13 protein-coding genes and 1 tRNA gene are annotated in these 16,084 nt (G+C 36.6%); 4 read left to right on the top strand and 10 right to left on the bottom strand.

What is annotated here, in order from left to right; genetic code table 11:
* Nucleotides 1-1,188: translation initiation factor IF-2 subunit gamma (locus C0Q33_RS00990; RefSeq protein WP_101476744.1), on the bottom strand; the 1,188-nt coding region annotated here is incomplete at its 3' end.
* A gap of 30 nt (nucleotides 1,189-1,218) precedes the next feature.
* Nucleotides 1,219-1,623 (bottom strand): S6e family ribosomal protein, encoded by a 405-nt coding sequence (locus C0Q33_RS00985; protein ID WP_101476743.1) that lies wholly within the window; start codon nucleotides 1,621-1,623, stop codon nucleotides 1,219-1,221.
* 78 nt (nucleotides 1,624-1,701) lie between these two features.
* Between C0Q33_RS00985 and C0Q33_RS09540 the strand changes: the two genes are divergently transcribed.
* The gene (locus tag C0Q33_RS09540) at nucleotides 1,702-1,824 is read left to right on the top strand and encodes a hypothetical protein (protein WP_281258806.1); all 123 of its coding nucleotides are present in this window, start codon (nucleotides 1,702-1,704) and stop codon (nucleotides 1,822-1,824) included.
* Here C0Q33_RS09540 and C0Q33_RS00980 read toward each other — a convergent pair whose 3' ends face one another.
* Nucleotides 1,825-1,998 (bottom strand): Rpo12/RPC10 RNA polymerase subunit family protein, encoded by a 174-nt coding sequence (locus C0Q33_RS00980; protein WP_101476742.1) that lies wholly within the window; start codon nucleotides 1,996-1,998, stop codon nucleotides 1,825-1,827.
* A gap of 52 nt (nucleotides 1,999-2,050) precedes the next feature.
* On the opposite strand from C0Q33_RS00980, the gene C0Q33_RS00975 reads away from it, so the two are divergent.
* Nucleotides 2,051-2,124: transfer RNA gene (locus C0Q33_RS00975), tRNA-Gly, on the top strand.
* A gap of 8 nt (nucleotides 2,125-2,132) precedes the next feature.
* Here the strand turns inward: C0Q33_RS00975 and C0Q33_RS00970 are convergent.
* The 6 genes from C0Q33_RS00970 to C0Q33_RS00945 all read right to left on the bottom strand — a co-directional run bounded on the left by C0Q33_RS00970 (nucleotide 2,133) and on the right by C0Q33_RS00945 (nucleotide 9,299).
* Entirely contained in the window at nucleotides 2,133-2,546 is a 414-nt protein-coding gene (locus C0Q33_RS00970; protein ID WP_101476741.1) for an HIT family protein, read from the bottom strand.
* A 41-nt stretch (nucleotides 2,547-2,587) separates the two neighbouring features.
* Nucleotides 2,588-3,532, bottom strand: coding sequence for a hypothetical protein (locus tag C0Q33_RS00965; RefSeq protein WP_101476740.1), 945 nt, complete (start codon nucleotides 3,530-3,532; stop codon nucleotides 2,588-2,590).
* Nucleotides 3,533-3,563: 31 nt separating this feature from the next.
* Nucleotides 3,564-4,109, bottom strand: coding sequence for a type 1 glutamine amidotransferase (locus tag C0Q33_RS00960; RefSeq protein ID WP_101476739.1), 546 nt, complete (start codon nucleotides 4,107-4,109; stop codon nucleotides 3,564-3,566).
* 1 nt (nucleotide 4,110) lies between these two features.
* Nucleotides 4,111-6,954: a UPF0182 family protein gene (locus tag C0Q33_RS00955; RefSeq protein ID WP_101476738.1), complete on the bottom strand. Its 2,844-nt coding sequence runs from the start codon at nucleotides 6,952-6,954 to the stop codon at nucleotides 4,111-4,113.
* 87 nt (nucleotides 6,955-7,041) lie between these two features.
* Nucleotides 7,042-8,166, bottom strand: a complete 1,125-nt coding sequence (locus C0Q33_RS00950; RefSeq protein ID WP_101476737.1) for a DNA primase small subunit domain-containing protein — start codon at nucleotides 8,164-8,166, stop codon at nucleotides 7,042-7,044.
* The gene (locus tag C0Q33_RS00945; RefSeq protein ID WP_245867271.1) at nucleotides 8,163-9,299 is read right to left on the bottom strand and encodes a DNA primase; all 1,137 of its coding nucleotides are present in this window, start codon (nucleotides 9,297-9,299) and stop codon (nucleotides 8,163-8,165) included. Before C0Q33_RS00945 ends, C0Q33_RS00950 begins: the two co-directional genes overlap by 4 nt.
* Here C0Q33_RS00945 and C0Q33_RS00940 point away from each other — a divergent pair, their 5' ends adjacent.
* Together C0Q33_RS00940 and glyS are read left to right on the top strand one after the other, a co-directional pair.
* A complete protein-coding gene (locus C0Q33_RS00940; RefSeq protein ID WP_101476736.1) occupies nucleotides 9,300-10,142 on the top strand; it encodes a deoxyribonuclease IV in 843 nt (280 codons plus the stop codon). It begins immediately after the preceding gene.
* A gap of 21 nt (nucleotides 10,143-10,163) precedes the next feature.
* Entirely contained in the window at nucleotides 10,164-11,621 is a 1,458-nt protein-coding gene (glyS, locus tag C0Q33_RS00935) for a glycine--tRNA ligase (protein ID WP_101476735.1), read from the top strand.
* 22 nt (nucleotides 11,622-11,643) lie between these two features.
* Here the strand turns inward: glyS and C0Q33_RS09145 are convergent, their stop codons facing one another.
* Nucleotides 11,644-16,059: a hypothetical protein gene (locus C0Q33_RS09145; RefSeq protein ID WP_218192574.1), complete on the bottom strand. Its 4,416-nt coding sequence runs from the start codon at nucleotides 16,057-16,059 to the stop codon at nucleotides 11,644-11,646.
* Nucleotides 16,060-16,084: the final 25 nt, after the last annotated feature.

The following is a 16,084-nucleotide window of genomic DNA, read 5'->3' as shown; positions in this document are numbered from 1 at the left end:
AAAAATACACACTGGTCTTTTGAATTGCAATTCCACTGTCTTGCCTCTTACACTAGTAACTTTGGATAGTAGTGGGGCAGTTCCTAAACTTAATCTCAAAGATTCGCCTGTAGTTATTGGAGAAACTTTGAGCTCTTCACCTGAACCTACAGCTGTATCAAATAGACTTACTTCAATTTTTGCACTGTAAGAATTTTCTGGCAGAGTACCAGGTTTACCAATTACAGAACCTATTAGTGAATCACTTCTAGTCATTGCTGGATCAAGCTTTGTTGCTATTGCAATCAAGCCTCCAGATTTTACTTCTTTTACTATTCCTGCACCAGTTCCCAAAGATGCAATCTCGGTGAAAATGGGTTCATACTTTCCTGTTTTTTCATTAGCCAGACCAGGTTTTATCTCAATTTCATCTCCTACTTGAAATGTTCCTTGAACAATACTTCCTCCAATAACACCACCTTTGATGTCTTTAATTTTAGTTCCAGGTTTGTTTACATCAAATGATCGTAGTACATGCATTACAGTATTTTTTTTATCTTCCCTCTCAGGAGTAGGTATCGAAGATTCAATTGCACCTATCAAAGCATCAATGTTTAATTTTGATTGGGCCGAAATTGGAATGATTGGCGCTTTTGCTGCAGTTGTTCCTTTGACAAATTTTACTATATCCGCATAATTTTCCATAGCCTGTTCATATGATATCAAATCAACTTTATTTTGAACTATGACCACTTGTTTTATTCCAAGTGTTTGCAAAGCAAGTAAATGTTCCTTAGTTTGTGGCTGTGGAACTTTTTCATTGGCTGCTACTAAAAGCATTGCACCATCTATTAGAGCAGATCCTGATAACATATTTGCCATCAAACTTTCATGACCTGGACTATCTACAAAACTAACGACGCGTGATAACTCACTTTCTTTTCCACAATTATTACACTTTGGTGTAACTGAATAACATAATGGAACCTCACATTTTTTACATTTGTAAAATGCTGCATCGGCATATCCAACTTTAATAGTAATTCCTCGTTTTAATTCCTCACTATGTGCACTAGTCCAGACGCCAGTCAAAGCTTGGATAAGAGTTGTCTTGCCGTGATCAACATGACCTGCAGTTCCAATGTTTACACATGGTTGATAACCATATTTTTTAATATACCAATCAGGAAGTGTTTCTTTCCAGTGCATGTACAAACTAGTAAAAGCAGATATGTTAACCTATGCCTTAGTTTTCTCTGCAGAATCTTTTTCTTGTCCTTCAGCTGGTTTTTCTTCTACCTTAAGTTCTCCGTCAAAAAAGCAGTTTAATTGATAAACTTCTTCTGTTACAGTATTTCCTCTAACAAGCTTGCGGACTCTTTGTCCCTTTTCAGCATCTCTCAATCCTACACCCCTTGATAACAAAATGTATTTTCTAGCACCACCATGAATGTCTTCTCGGAGTGGAACTCCTGACTTGTCACTACCTCCAGTAATTTTTAATTTGCCAGACTCTCCTACTATAGCAGCATCTAACTCGCTACCTACTTGTAGACCCAAAAATGGTCCAGCATCCTTCTCTTTTACCTCTTTGGTGATAGATTTTCCTTTTTTGTCAGATATATTCAGCTTGAATGTAGCCAAGTAGTAAAAAAAATCTTTAAACTATTAATTAATCTTTGTACCTAAATCTTTTAAAAATGCAAAAACCTTTGCTAGATATTGAATGAGTCAATCAAGTGTCCTCGCTGTGACAAGATAATGGTTTCAATGCAAGCCTGTCATATGATATGTACAAACTGCGGAGCACACCTGGATTGTTCAGACAAGGGCTCGTTTTGGTGATTAAAAACCAGGTCTGTCAAATTGAAAGTTTTCTGACATCTCACCAACTTTTTGTTTCATTAAATTAAGATAATCATCATATTTTGCCTCAAACCCACAATGGGGACATTTGACATTTGTTATCTCATCATCAAGTATTGCAACTTTGTCACATTCTGGACATTTTGCATCCATGATTTAATTTGTCAACTAAACTATATAATGTTAGATACCAGATCTCGATTCAGCGGAGTTAGTCCAGCCTGGTAGGACGTCAGCTTCCCAAGCTGAAGGTCGCGGGTTCAATTCCCGCACTCCGCATCTTGGTTTTATTTATTATTTTGAATAATTTTTTTTATTTCTTCAAATTCGTTGTCGTCAAGCGCTGGTCGTTTTACAAACATACTATGAATTGGTCCTGCGCCATCAGAAGAGTTTCTGGGAACAACATGAACATGTACGTGTGGTATATCTTGACCACTTTCTTTTCCATTATGAATTGCAATTAATGATGACGAAGAAATTGATTCAAGTTTTCCAGCTATAATCTTGACTGTTTCAAAAAGATCTTTACTATCAGACTCACTCATGTCTTGTATCTTATTGTAATGGTTTTTTGGGATCACAAGTGTGTGACCTCGAGTGAGTGGAAAGGCATCCAAAAAGGCAAGTGAGTTTGGAGTTTCGTATAATTTTTTTGCGGAAATATCTCCACTCACTATTTTGCAGAATATACAATCCATAGATTTTTTCCTCAAGAGAGTGTTAAATCTTTTACCTTAGATCACATTTGTGATATAGCCTGCTCAATGCTAATTTTGTCATTTGCTTCTGGCATTTGTTTTATATACATTTTAAAATCTTCTTTGGCAATAGTTAATTTTTTTTGCTCAAATCTTGCCAATCCACGATTCTTGTAAATTGGCGCAAACCTAAACGAGTCAACCTCAATTGCCATGGTATAATATTTCTCAGCATTTTGAAAGTCTTTGGCTTTCAAGTAATAATTACCCAATCCTCGATAAGCCAGATAATACTTTGAATTTAGGTCAATAGTTTTTGTATAATAATCTAGAGCCTCGCTAGAATTTTGTTCATTTAGTATTCCTGCCAAGAGACACATGGCAGTTGAGTTCAATTTGTTTATCTCAAGAGCATTTTTCAGTGTAGTTATAGCCTCGTCAGTTTTGCCTTGAAGTCTTAACTTTTCTCCATCAAAACACAATCTATTAGATCTGATTTTTTTTTCATCAAATGTATTTACATCAGAAAGAATATCCTGAGGAACTATCAAGAGCATCAAGCGGTCATCTTCTTGCCATTGTTCATCAAACCTTTTCTCAGGAATGGCCCCAATTTTTTCAGGTTCTGGTATATAATGAAAAATGGTTTTTTCTATTTCGTCATATCCAACAATAAGTGATGCGTGTTGTACTACATCTTTTATTCCTGGAATTATCACAATTGGTGGAACTCCTATATCGATCATTTTTTTTAATTCTTTAAGATTAGAGTTTGAAATAATAGCTGAAAGACCATGTCGTTCTGCAAGCTCAACTCCTTCTATGAGAATACTTCCTTTCATGCGAGGATATTTTTTTGCAATTTCTGTAGCCTCTTTTAACGGCAAGTCTATTCCCCAGTATTTTGATACTGCATTAACAACTAATGGTAGACAGATGTTTTCTTCTTGTACTAGCGGTATCTCTAGTGTATGAGTCGAGTCCATCAATTAATCAATCAATTATACAATATTAATACTATTTAATGAGACTAAATTTCTCCAATAGAGATTTTCCATCACTACTCATTTCGGGATGAAATTGCGTTCCAAAAATATTTTTGTTATTATACTGGAATATCTCAAATTTACAATCATTAGATGTAGCTATTTGTGTAAAAGAAGAATCAAGTTTTGATACCATGTATGAATGGCTTTCAAATCCTTTTATTTTGCCACTGCAAAGGGGATTATTTTTTGTAATATCAATTTCATACAAACCATGACGTGATGACGTCATTTTTTTTATTGTGCCTCCCAGAGTGAGTGCGAGAATTTCTGCTCCATAACATATACCTAGCAATGGTTTATTTTCTTCTACTGAATATTTTACTAATTTTGAATTTACAATATTCATTTCTGGATTATTCTTTCGTCTTCCTGATAATATAATAGATGAATAATTATCAAGATTAATCGATGATACATTAGAGAATGTATGAGATTCAAAATCAAAGTTTAGATCTTGAATACATTTCAAAAGCGATGGTGTGTAGACAGAACCATTATCTACAACTAACAGCAAACTATCTTACACCTATAGTTATGTAATGCAGTTCTGGTACGGTATCTTCTACTGCTATAGCACCTAACTTTACTGTGCCATTATCTTGCCAGAATAATATTCTGTTGTTTTCTGGATGAACAAAGTTTTTCACAAATGTAGAGATAAGACCTTTTGTATTATCTAGATCGGATTGTTGTGTAAATGATACTTTGCCCTCCTCAAAAGTAAGCGGAAATTGAACCGTCTGGGGAGTTAGAACACTAATCTTTAGTTCCTCAAGTATTGATTTTATTGTAGATACCCTAGTAGACTCGTCAAGCTGTAATGCAACAGTAACATTAGATGGTTCAATACCTGCAACCTTAGCCAAGTAAGCAGTAAATGCTTGCTGAGGTGTACTTCCTAAACCAACATAATACTCACCATCAAATGCAGCACCCACTGCTGCAATTGTTCCTAGTTGTGTTACCACACCACCAGAACCTGCAGTATAAACAGGAATAAAGTAAACATCTTGATTTCCTATTCTGTAGAGAATATTATCACCTACTCTAGGAGTTCGCAGCAATGTTTGCAATTGTGCAAAGTCTGAATCTCTCGATAATGCTTCACGAACTGCGGATGGTCCTAGGAGTTTTGTCTTTGAATCAAGTGGAACTTGATAGAACTGCATTTTACCAAGATTTGGAACGTCATTTTGTACAATCATATAACCTGCCAAGTTTCTTCCCTGAGAACCTTGTAACTCAAGAGAGAGTAGACCAACATATGTCGTTTTATCAAATCCCGGTGGTTTTTCTTCTACATAATAAGTTCCAAGCCCATCAGGGACTTCATAGAAGTCTTTTGCCTGTATGAATGTTGAAGTATCTGTTACATGATAAATGTTGAACATGTCAACTTTCCAGTTGAAGAGTGCTTCTGGATACCTGAGTTGTTTGGAAAGCCATTGAGGCATATCGATGAATTGATCTCCATATTGACTTGCAAACATATTTGTGAAAAAGTCATCGCCAGTTTTTATCAGAGTTACTTTACCGTTATAAACATCAACCAATGCATATCCTACCAATCTCAAATATGGATTACTGACTGACCATGGAACATTTTTAGTATCAAAACCTACAATCAATGGTACAAGCCAGTATGTGTTTTGACCATCACTTACTGGAAGAATGTCCAATTGTTTTCCAAACAGATCATACTGGAAATATGGGTATAACAGTTGCATCCTGTCATGTACATCTCTATATCTGATAATGTGAATTGGTTCTGTAGGATATGATAAGAAGAAGTTTGGCTCAAATATTTGGCTTATCGGAGGTTTAACAGTTATTCCTCCAGTTCCATGATATGATGCGTTATTTAATTCGGCAGAGGTTTGCCTATTTTGTGGGTATGCAGCCCAAGTTTCTGAGAACAGTCCACCCTCTCCATAGTACATCAGTCTCTGCTTGAAGAAGTTATTACTATCAACAATTGTTCCATCATGGGCATCAAGTGTAAGAAAACCATTGTCAACGTGGGTATAAACAAGATGCTCGTTGTACCATGTGTTTTCCACGGTAACTGAGGATGGCAGTATGGGCTTCATTGATGCTGTCCAATATAATGTATCATTGAATCTTAGAATATCATTATTTTCAAAATCAACATATGGTATAAGACCAATCTCAGGCTTTAGTTTTGCAAATGCGGCATCCCAGTCCCATACTCTAATTTTATTTAATAGTTCATTATTCTGTGAGACGTAACTAGGAATATCATTTGCAGAGATAGAGCTAAGCTTTGTTTCTTGTGGCACTATAGTTATCTGGTCTAATTGTCCCAAGTAACGATTTACGCCAATTTGCTCTGCTTTGTAAGGTCCAAGATATTCAATTTTTCTTGCATCGGCAATACTATTGTTAACCATCATTATTGAACCTGCAACTAGAGCAATTATTACTAGAGCCAATACACGAATGTAGATATCTCGTTTTGAAGGAAGTATGATTACTTTAGATTTGAATTTATCAACAAAGTAAAATCCAATAAGAGTAAACCCTGCTGCCAGTGTCCCTCCAATTGCATACTTTGTGTTGTAATCGATCTGATCTGTAAAGAACATGTTTATTCCAGTCCATATTACTCCAATTCCAATTATTGCTTCAATTGTGGCAATATAGTCTAGAAACTTTGGTTTGCTTTTTGCTGCATCTTGGACATATTTGGTGACTAGTCCTACAATATTGTGCAACCCAACATAGAGAACAAGTCTAAGACTAATTACAGCAAGAATTGGAGGAACAAGAACTGTTAGTGCAGGAATCATTGGTACAACATGTGTCAGTGCATATGATGGGTCAGTAGGAGGTGTAACAAATGGAAGTGAGAATATATTCAAAACACTTTTGATACCTAGATCATGGTGTCCATCAATCAAATATGCTAGAGTAAATCCAAACATGAGATTTGTAAAGAAAGCCCCAAAAAGTACAACCTTTGTTATCTGCCAAATTATAAAGTTTGGAACACTAAGCTTGTATTCCTTAAAGTTAGGAATATTTTCTGCTACAGAGTAGTTACCCCCTCGCTTAAAAAATGTCAGGACAAGATTGAGACCATACCATGAAATTGAGGATCGGTTTTTGATGTTTACACGTATCAATGCAATAGAAGCCAATACAACTGCAGAAAGTAATGAGAAATAGAGTGGTTTTGTAAATAGAGTGCCAAACTCTTGTGAATTCATGTATATAATTACTGCCTGGTTACTTGTCAAGACAAAAATTACAATGGCAATTAGAGCAACAATTCCTATCCTAACATATTTTCCAGAATCTCGTGGAGGTGGACTGGATTGAGTAGATGAATTATACAAAATTATGCTGCCTTCCTCTGTGTCAAATTAATTTCTTACCCAATTTCTTTTCCAAAACACCATTAATAAGTCAAATAGAGTGGTTCTCTAGATTGCATTTCCCAAGCCTTTGCATAACATGTAAACTGCAGCATATTTTGGTAAGGAAACTAGCTCATTTTTGTATGGTCCAAATTTCTTATTTTTGAGTTTAATTTGTAATGGGCAATCTGCTAGAATCTGTACATTGTCATCACCAAGTAAGCATGCCTCTAAAAATGGATCAAAAGAGTCCAAATTATCGCACTGAATTTTTGAAAGACCGCTTTTACTGTTTATGGAACCTTCAAGTCGGAATATCCTGTGAATGTCCATAGTTACTTTAGGATCTACTCTGACTCCCATTGTTTTTTTGATTTCTTCTAATTGTACTTGAAATGCAGTATAACCACTGGAAATTATCTCCTTGGTAATTTTAGGAGTCTTTGATTTTGATGTAAATAACCTATGAGCAATTCTACCTCGCCATCCTTTTTCCTCAAGGGTTGGAAGAGAAGACTTGGAATTATTTTGCCTTTTCATTCCAAAGGATTCTGGAATTGCTCCATTGAACATGATATAGTCTACAAGGTCAGCCCTTTCTTGCGAACCTAGTGGTTCATAATCACTATTTGTCACTCTTATGTGAAATCCCTCATTTCCGGAAAAATAGACCTCAATCTCTTCTTTTTTAATATCAAAGTCAGATGTCAAGATATCAACAAGTTTGGTTACCTCTTTTTTAGATTCTGAAATACAATTTTTACACATCACAGATGCAGTCTCAAACTTTGTGGAACCACATTTGGGACATTGTGATTGGAACTCAATTACAGAACTATTACATGAGCTGCACTTGAATATGGTGTGATCCTTTCTGCATGGTAAAGCCAGGTCTTTTGCATCTATATCAAATATCAAGTCAGCTCCTTTCCAGTCTTTTTCAGACATTGGAAGATTTGGAAATGTATAGTATGCATTTGAACAATATACATCAGATGGAATTTCTTTCATTAGTAAGAGATGAAGTTCCTTGTCATTTTTAATAGCTAGGTGTCTAATCATTCCAGAGTTAAATTTCTGATATCCAAACTCCCTTTCAGTAGCTCTTTTGGGAACATGTATGAGATCAAAACGATTGAAATAATATTCCTTGAATGCAGATTCTATTAACGAGATATTTTTCTCATTCATTTATTTTTCCTCTTTTTGCCAAATTGTATTGGGTTGATAATTCCATCACAGTCTGATGTAGCAAAACAAAGACTTTCACTTCGTAACTTTTCACACGATGGACATTGGTATTTTGTTCCGCTCCCAGATGAGCCAGATATATGTTCTAGTTGGTATTTTGTAGTTCGCTCATTGTAATCTGGAGCATTTTTGAATAGTGGAGCAATTTGATCAACTGTTTGGCCCTTTGATAGAAGATAAGTAGCAAGTAAGAATCTCCCAGAGTGTGGCAAGTTCTCTCCCTTTTCAAGAACTTCAATTCCATGTTTTACACATGGTGGATATTCTGAAGAGACAAAAGTTGTATCTGAAAACTTTTTGGCAAGTATAACCAAGTCTTCAACTCTTTGCTTGAAGCCTTGCGGAATAGATTGTATGTTAACTGATTGAATTTTTCCATTGATATACTCCCCAAGTTCAGCACGTATCAGTCTGACTGTTTCATGGGCACTCAGATATACAAATCCATTTGTCACCCTTCGATTTACCAACTTCCATTCCTTTTCATGAAAATGTACAGCTCGTTGTAGATAATCTGGCACTTTAATCACAAATTCATCATTATCAATTGATACCTTAACTGCAAAGAGATCTTGAATTATTTTTAATGGAAGTTCCAGATTTTTTTTATCTCTACTTACCCAAAGATCTTGTTGTAAGAATCTCTCAGATCTTCTAGCTTCTGCCAGAGAAAATCTCCTGATTAGTGTAGCAATACCTGCTGACTTGAGCAATATTATAGCTACAATAAAAGAGAGTAATTCAGAATCATTATCTAATGATTCTAGATCTGAACCATAAATTTGTCCAGAAGAGGCAACAACAATTCTACCATATGCTTTTTCTACTATAGGCTTCCAGTCAGGATGACTGAGTTGTTCAAGACTTAATCCGGTATTTGCAAGATATTCGCCAGCTTCTGTCAAAAAAGGATACTTGGCTAGATCCTTTATTCCTATTTTTAGCACATTTTCTTTGTTCTTACTAAGTTTAAAAATTTGATTATCTTGCTGATTGACTAGTGTTTTGCCATGACTAGGAATTTTCCAAATTATTTCATACGAGTTTAAATTATCCTCAAATAAATTAGTCACATGCTAGTTGGATTACATGTATCCATCGCAGGCTCGATAGATAGAGCAGTAGATAACGCAGTTACAACTGGATGTACAGCATTTCAAATCTTTACTCGCAATCCCCGTGGATGGGCTGCAAAACCTCTAGCAAGTAAAGATGTTACTAGTTTCAAAGAAAAACTTGCTGCAAGTAAAATTGATAGATTGTCTACAGTAGCCCACATGCCATACTTGCCAAATTTATCTTCCCCAGAGGAAGATCCCTTTGCAAGGTCTGTGGGCTCACTTATAGATGAGATAAAAAGATGCAGCAAACTAGGAATTCCATATATCGTTGCACACCTAGGAAGTCACAAGGGTGAAGGAGATGCAAAAGGAATTGAAATGCTAGTAAAGGCATTTACAAAGGCTGCCGCAGAAACTTCAGATGATGTCATGATTCTTCTTGAGAATACTGCAGGTCAAAAGAATAGTGTAGGATCAGATCTTGATCAGCTTGCTTCTATTTTATTTCAGCTAAAACCTGCAAAACGATTTGGCATATGTTTTGATACCTGTCACGCTTTTGCTGCAGGTTATGACATGAGAACTGAAAAGGAGGCAAAATCAACACTTGAAAAATTAGATAAAGCAATAGGTTATGAACATCTCAAGATTTTACATTTGAACGATTCAAAGGGAGAATTGGGATGCAATTTAGATAGACATGAACATATTGGATTGGGGCATATTGGAGAGAAAGGACTAGGATATGTTATAAAAACTATAAATCGTAAAAAAATTCCAATAATTTTAGAGACTCCAATTGATGAAAGAAGAGATGATGTTGGAAACTTGAATAAGGCAAAAGAATTGGCTTAATTTGGAAGAATTTGGATTTTTATGAATTATGAACAAATAATACAACTTGCACTGGAACGCGGATTTTATTTTCCTAGCTGTGAGATTTATTCAGATGCCCATGCTGGTTTTTGGGAGTATGGTCCGTCTGGGGTAAATTTAAAGAACAAATTCATTGAACTGTGGAGAAGAGAACTTGTCAGAAGAGACAGAATGTGGGAGATTGATGGTTCTCAGATTATGTCACAGAATGTCTTTGTGGCCTCTGGTCACCTTGCAAGCTTTGCAGATCCTATTGCAACCTGTACTAAATGCAAATCAATCTTTAGAGCAGATAAGATGATAGAAGAGATTACTAAAATAGTAATTCCTGAAAATGCAGACTTGGTAGAATTTGATAAAATAATAGAAGAGAAAAAGATCACCTGTCCAAAATGTAAGGGAAGTTTTGAAGATATCAAAAAATTCAACATGATGTTCAAAGTTGGAATAGGGGCCCAAGGAGAACCTGCATACCTAAGACCTGAAACATGCCAATCAATTTTTGTTGATTTTCCAAGGCTTTTCAAGACAATGCGAGGAAAACTACCAATTGGGATTGCCCAAATTGGAAAGAGTTTTAGAAATGAGATCTCGCCAAGACAGAGTCTTCTTAGACTAAGAGAGTTTTATCAGGCAGAGATTGAGGTCTTTTGCAATCCTGGCAAGCTTGATGATTTACCAAAATTCTCAGAAGTTGAAAATACTATAATCAGAATAATGATAGACGATACGATAAAAAGCATGACTTGTAAGGAAGCTGTAGATTCTAAAATAATTCCAAACAAGCTTGTGGCGTATTACCTTGGGTTGCTTGTAGAGTTTTATCAAAAAACCGGAATTGATGTTAATAAAAGCAGATTTAGAAAACTTGGAGAAAAAGAAAAAGCATTCTATGCAACAGTTGCTTTTGACTTTGAAGTTGAGACCAACATTGGCTGGTTGGAGCTTGTTGCATGTAACTATAGATCCGATTATGACTTGACAAATCATGCCAATACAAGTAAAGAAAAATTTGATGTGATGGATGATGATACCAAGGTTTTACCGCATGTGTTTGAGATATCAATGGGAATAGACCGTAGTCTCTATACAATGATAGACCATAGACTGCGAGAGGACAAGGAAAATGAGAGAGTTGTTCTTTCCTTGGAGCCTTATCTTGCACCTATTCATGTAGGTGTATTATCTCTTGTAAAAAAAGACGGCTTGGCAGAAAAGACAGATGAGGTTTACATCATGTTAAGAAAAAAATACGATGCATTTTTAGATCACTCTGGTGCCATAGGAAGAAGATATCGAAGATTAGATGAGATTGGTGCGCCCTTTGCCATAACAATTGATCATCAGACATTAGAAGACAATACAGTTACAATACGAAATCGTGATTCGATGAGTCAAGAAAGAATAAAGATTTCAGAATTAGATTCACATCTTGCACAAGCTACTGCATTTCCCTGAGTTAGAAATTAAATAAAAAATTCTACTCAGACTGGAATGGTAGCACTACTGGTCTGAAGGTTATCTTGAGTGGCACAGTCTCCATTATTTGTGTCTGTGGTGTGAGGTCTACCTGTGAATCAATCTCAACCTTCCATGTTCCAACTATTGGATCTACTGATGTGATAGAGAATCTCTCTAGTGGGTCACTTGTTCCAGAATATCTGACTCTGTAAACTTGGTCACCTACAACTATACTCTTAATTTGTCCTGGCATGCCAAATGTCGAGTCCTTGACAAGACAGTTATCAGATGGACCTATCACACATGTTCCATCAGGTGCAGTTACCTTGTATCTCATGTTTCCTTCATTGTTAAATGAGGAATAGAGAATCTGTGGAGTAGCAATAGCATTACTGCTGTTGTCATTGATTGGAGATATTGTAATTGGCTGTGCTATGGATTCAGTCAATATTGATGAGAAGGTAATGATGTTAGCTTGAACAGTAAATGACTTGTCGTAAATGTTGGCTATAGCCTCAATCTTGTGATTGACAAGACTATCTGTTGGTTGAGTCTGCCATTCTAGTCCTACTGCAGACTGTCCTTTGGTGAAGACTTGTCCTGGAGAAGTATAGACAGTATTACCATCTACTACAAGTGAGATTGTACCATACACTGGCTGTCCGTTGTTTGTAAAGTAGGCAGCTGGTCTTGCTGTTGTTCCTGCTGCTCTGTTTTGTGAAACATCCAACTCTAATTTACCGTCAATTGGATAGTCTGGTTTTACTCCAATTGTGGCAGTATCAGAATCAGCTATCTTGTTGGCATTGTTTTCTACATGGATCCAATATTTCATACCAGGTGCATGTAAGAGGTCTGATGGAATTGTTGCAGATATGAGATATGTGCTGTTGGATATTGGTAATGGTACAATGTTCATTGCTGTAGCATGATATGTACCAGAATCAGTATTTGCAATATCTGTAAACCTTAGGTCAGCAGTGGAAATTGGTGTTTGTGTATCTATTATAGCATATACTGAGAGCGGTTCATTGTTTACAAATTGTGTTGTTGGCTCTGTTGCAAGTTGTTTTGTTCCGTTACCTACTTGGAATTTAAAGTCAAATATTCTTGGTGCTGCAAGGTCAACTACAGTTGGAGGTACTGCAATCTCAATTTGTACTAGATTAAGGTCTGCGCTACAGCCAGTAACCTCAACAGTCTTTCCTACTGAAAATACATTGTTTCCAATTGCCTCTATTGCAACAACTTCAAATGATTTTTCATCTGGAGATATGGTAGCTTGGTATACTAGTTTTCTAATTGTAGCGTTAACATTTTGGTCTGCATAGGGTTGATCCGGTACAAGCTTTGCCTCTACTACTCCATTGATAGATGTTCTTACAATTACAGATGGATCAGTTGCGTTGCTACCTGTTCCAACCTGTATTGTTACAACTTGCTTGTCACATACATCATAAGATATCCTTTCGATCTTAAGATAAGGTCCTACTGCTGCTCCTCCTGGACTTGGTGCTACAGATGGACCAACTCCTACTCCTGCTGCTCCTCCGGCTGCAAATCCTATTGCTGGTGCTGCTGGGGCAGATGGTGCAGCTACTGCAGGAGCACCTAATGCAAATTGTGAGTAGTGCGGGGCTTGGACTTTAACATCACATGCATGAGTAGTTGCATTGTATGTTGAAGAGAGTATTGTTACTGCATTTGTAGTCCAGCTTCCTGTAGATGGGTCATACAAGAAGACATCAGATACTGGACATCCACTGGAATCTACCACTACTCCAGGTACATTCTTTGGTAACTGTAATGTCATCTGTGGTGGTTTTGCAAAGTTTTGTGGTTTACTCCAATCAAATCCAATATTATTTTCTGCATGTTGATAGTCTACATTGACATATAGTATGGCCTTGTCACTCTTTGGAAGCACTGGTAATGTAGATGGAAGTGTGTTAACTGATTTGATTACAAACCAATCATTTGTTGCATTGCTTTGAGGTGACGATGAGTTGGACTGGGCATCAATCTCTTTTACACCACCAGTTGATGGAATGGCATTCTGTTGTACTGGGATGATTATTTTCTGTCCTGGAATTGTTGCATTAAGTGGTGGCGTAGATATTACCTGGTATGAGCTAGAGCTTCCTGTTGAAATTATACTTGGTAATACCGATACCACTTTGTTTGATTGTGGAACAGAATAGAGCGGCACCTTAAGGTAGTTGATTATAGAAGTACCACTCATAGCTGAGGTATCAGATGTTGATAGTACAACTGATGCTTGGTTCTGTATTGCCTTGTTAATACCAGATGTGTTGTTTATTCCAGCTGATTGGATATCTGGTAGTGTAGATACTGATTTTATCGTTTTAGTAGTACTACCGTTGATCACTTTTCCATCAAATGAGTAAACCCATGTATTCCATGTTGTGGCATTTAGGTCAGGAGCACTAGTGATTGTTGTATGTGTCATGTTAGCCAATACTGTACCAACTGGAACCATTCTGAATATTGTAGTTCCATTAAAGTTGGTTCCATGAAGTGTGTATATTGTCGAGTTGCCAAGTACGTTATATCCTGTGGGTATTGTTGTCATGTTTATTTGGTATGAGCCAAATGGTACCTTTGTTACTATCACATTTCCATTATTGTTAGTACCTGAGTAACTATCATAATCTCCATTTGGTGCTACGTAGTTTCCATCAGATATTACAAGAGGAGTAGATGCACCGCTTGGGTTTGGATATATTGTGTATATTGCACCTGGAATTGGTACATTGTTCAAATCTCTTGCTTCAATTATCAATCCTCCACCAAATGATAGTGCTGGTGATGCCAATGGGATTCCATCGGACAAGTAAGCTACTCTGTATAATCTATAAGAGATTGCATCAGTCATTGCAAATGAATCTGATAATGTAGCTTGTTTTTGAGTTGTTGCCGATAGCTTATCTGATAGTGGGATGGAGTCTACAAGTGAGGCAGAGGTGGATTTGGTTATTGTTAGCTTGTCAGCTAGTGGGATTGCATCAGATAGAGATCTGGTAAGGGATTGTTGTATTGAAAGTTGGTCTGCTAGTGGGATTGTATCAGATATGTGAATGGAGGTAGATTTCTTTTCAGTTAGTTGGTCAGATAATGGGATTGTATCAGATAGTGATGTAGAAGTAGATTTCTTGATTGTTAGCTTGTCAGCTAGTGGAATTACATCAGATAGAGACTTTGATGTGGATTTTATGATAGATAATTGAGCAGATAGTGGGATTGTATCTGATAGTTTAGCAGAGGCTGATTTCATTGTTGTTAGTTGGTCTGCTAGTGGAATTGTATCAGATAGTGAGGTAGAAGTAGATTTCTTGATTGTTAGCTTGTCAGCTAGTGGGATTGCGTCAGATAGAGACTTTGATGTGGATTTTATGATAGATAATTGAGCAGATAGTGGGATTGTATCAGAGAGTTTAGCAGAGGCTGATTTCATTGTTGTTAGTTGGTCTGCTAGTGGGATTGTATCAGATAGTGAGGTAGAAGTAGATTTCTTGATTGTTAGCTTGTCAGCTAGTGGAATTACATCAGATAGAGACTTTGATGTGGATTTTATGATAGATAATTGAGCAGATAGTGGGATTGTATCTGATAGTGATCTGGTAAGAGATTGTTGTATGGTTAGTTGGTCAGCTAGTGGAATTGTATCAGATATGTGAATGGAGGTAGATTTCTTTTCAGTTAGTTGGTCTGCTAGTGGAATTGTATCAGATAGTGAGGTAGAAGTAGATTTCTTGATTGTTAGCTTGTCAGCTAGTGGAATTACATCAGATAGAGACTTTGATGTTGATTTTATGATAGATAATTGAGCAGATAGTGGGATTGTATCAGAGAGTTTAGCAGAGGCTGATTTCATAATTGTTAGTTGGTCTGCTAGTGGAATTGTATCAGATAGGGATGTAGAGGCTGTTCTTTGTGTAGTTAGTTGATCAGATAATGGGATTGTATCAGATAGGGATGTAGAAGTAGATTTCATTATTGTTAGTTTATCAGATAGTGGGAGTGAATCAGAGAGATATCTGATAAGTGATTGCCTTACTGAGAGTTGGTCTGCTAGTGGAATGGAATCTGATAGGGAGGTGGAAGATGATTTCTTTGTTGTTAGCTGGTCAGATAATGGAATTGAATCTGATATGAATACAGATGGTGTTCTCCTTACGGTTAGTTGGTCTGATAATGGAATTGCGTCGGATAGGGATCTGGTAAGTGATTGCTTTATTGTTAGTTGATCAGCTAGTAGAATGGAATCTGATAGGGAGATATATGCTGACTTCTTTGTGGTGAGTTGGTCAGATAATGGAATTGCGTCGGATAGTGAAGTTGAAGTTGATTTCATTGTTGTTAGCTGGTCTGCTAGTGGGATGGAATCAGCTAGTGAGGTTGAAGTTGATTTCATTATTGTTAGCTGGTCTGCTAGTGGG

The sequence above is a fragment of the Candidatus Nitrosotalea bavarica genome (assembly GCF_900167955.1).
Taxonomy (GTDB): Archaea; Thermoproteota; Nitrososphaeria; order Nitrososphaerales; family Nitrosopumilaceae; genus Nitrosotalea; species Nitrosotalea bavarica.
The sequence above is the reverse complement of the archived record's forward strand: the minus strand, read 5'-3'. Positions and strand labels throughout refer to the sequence as shown.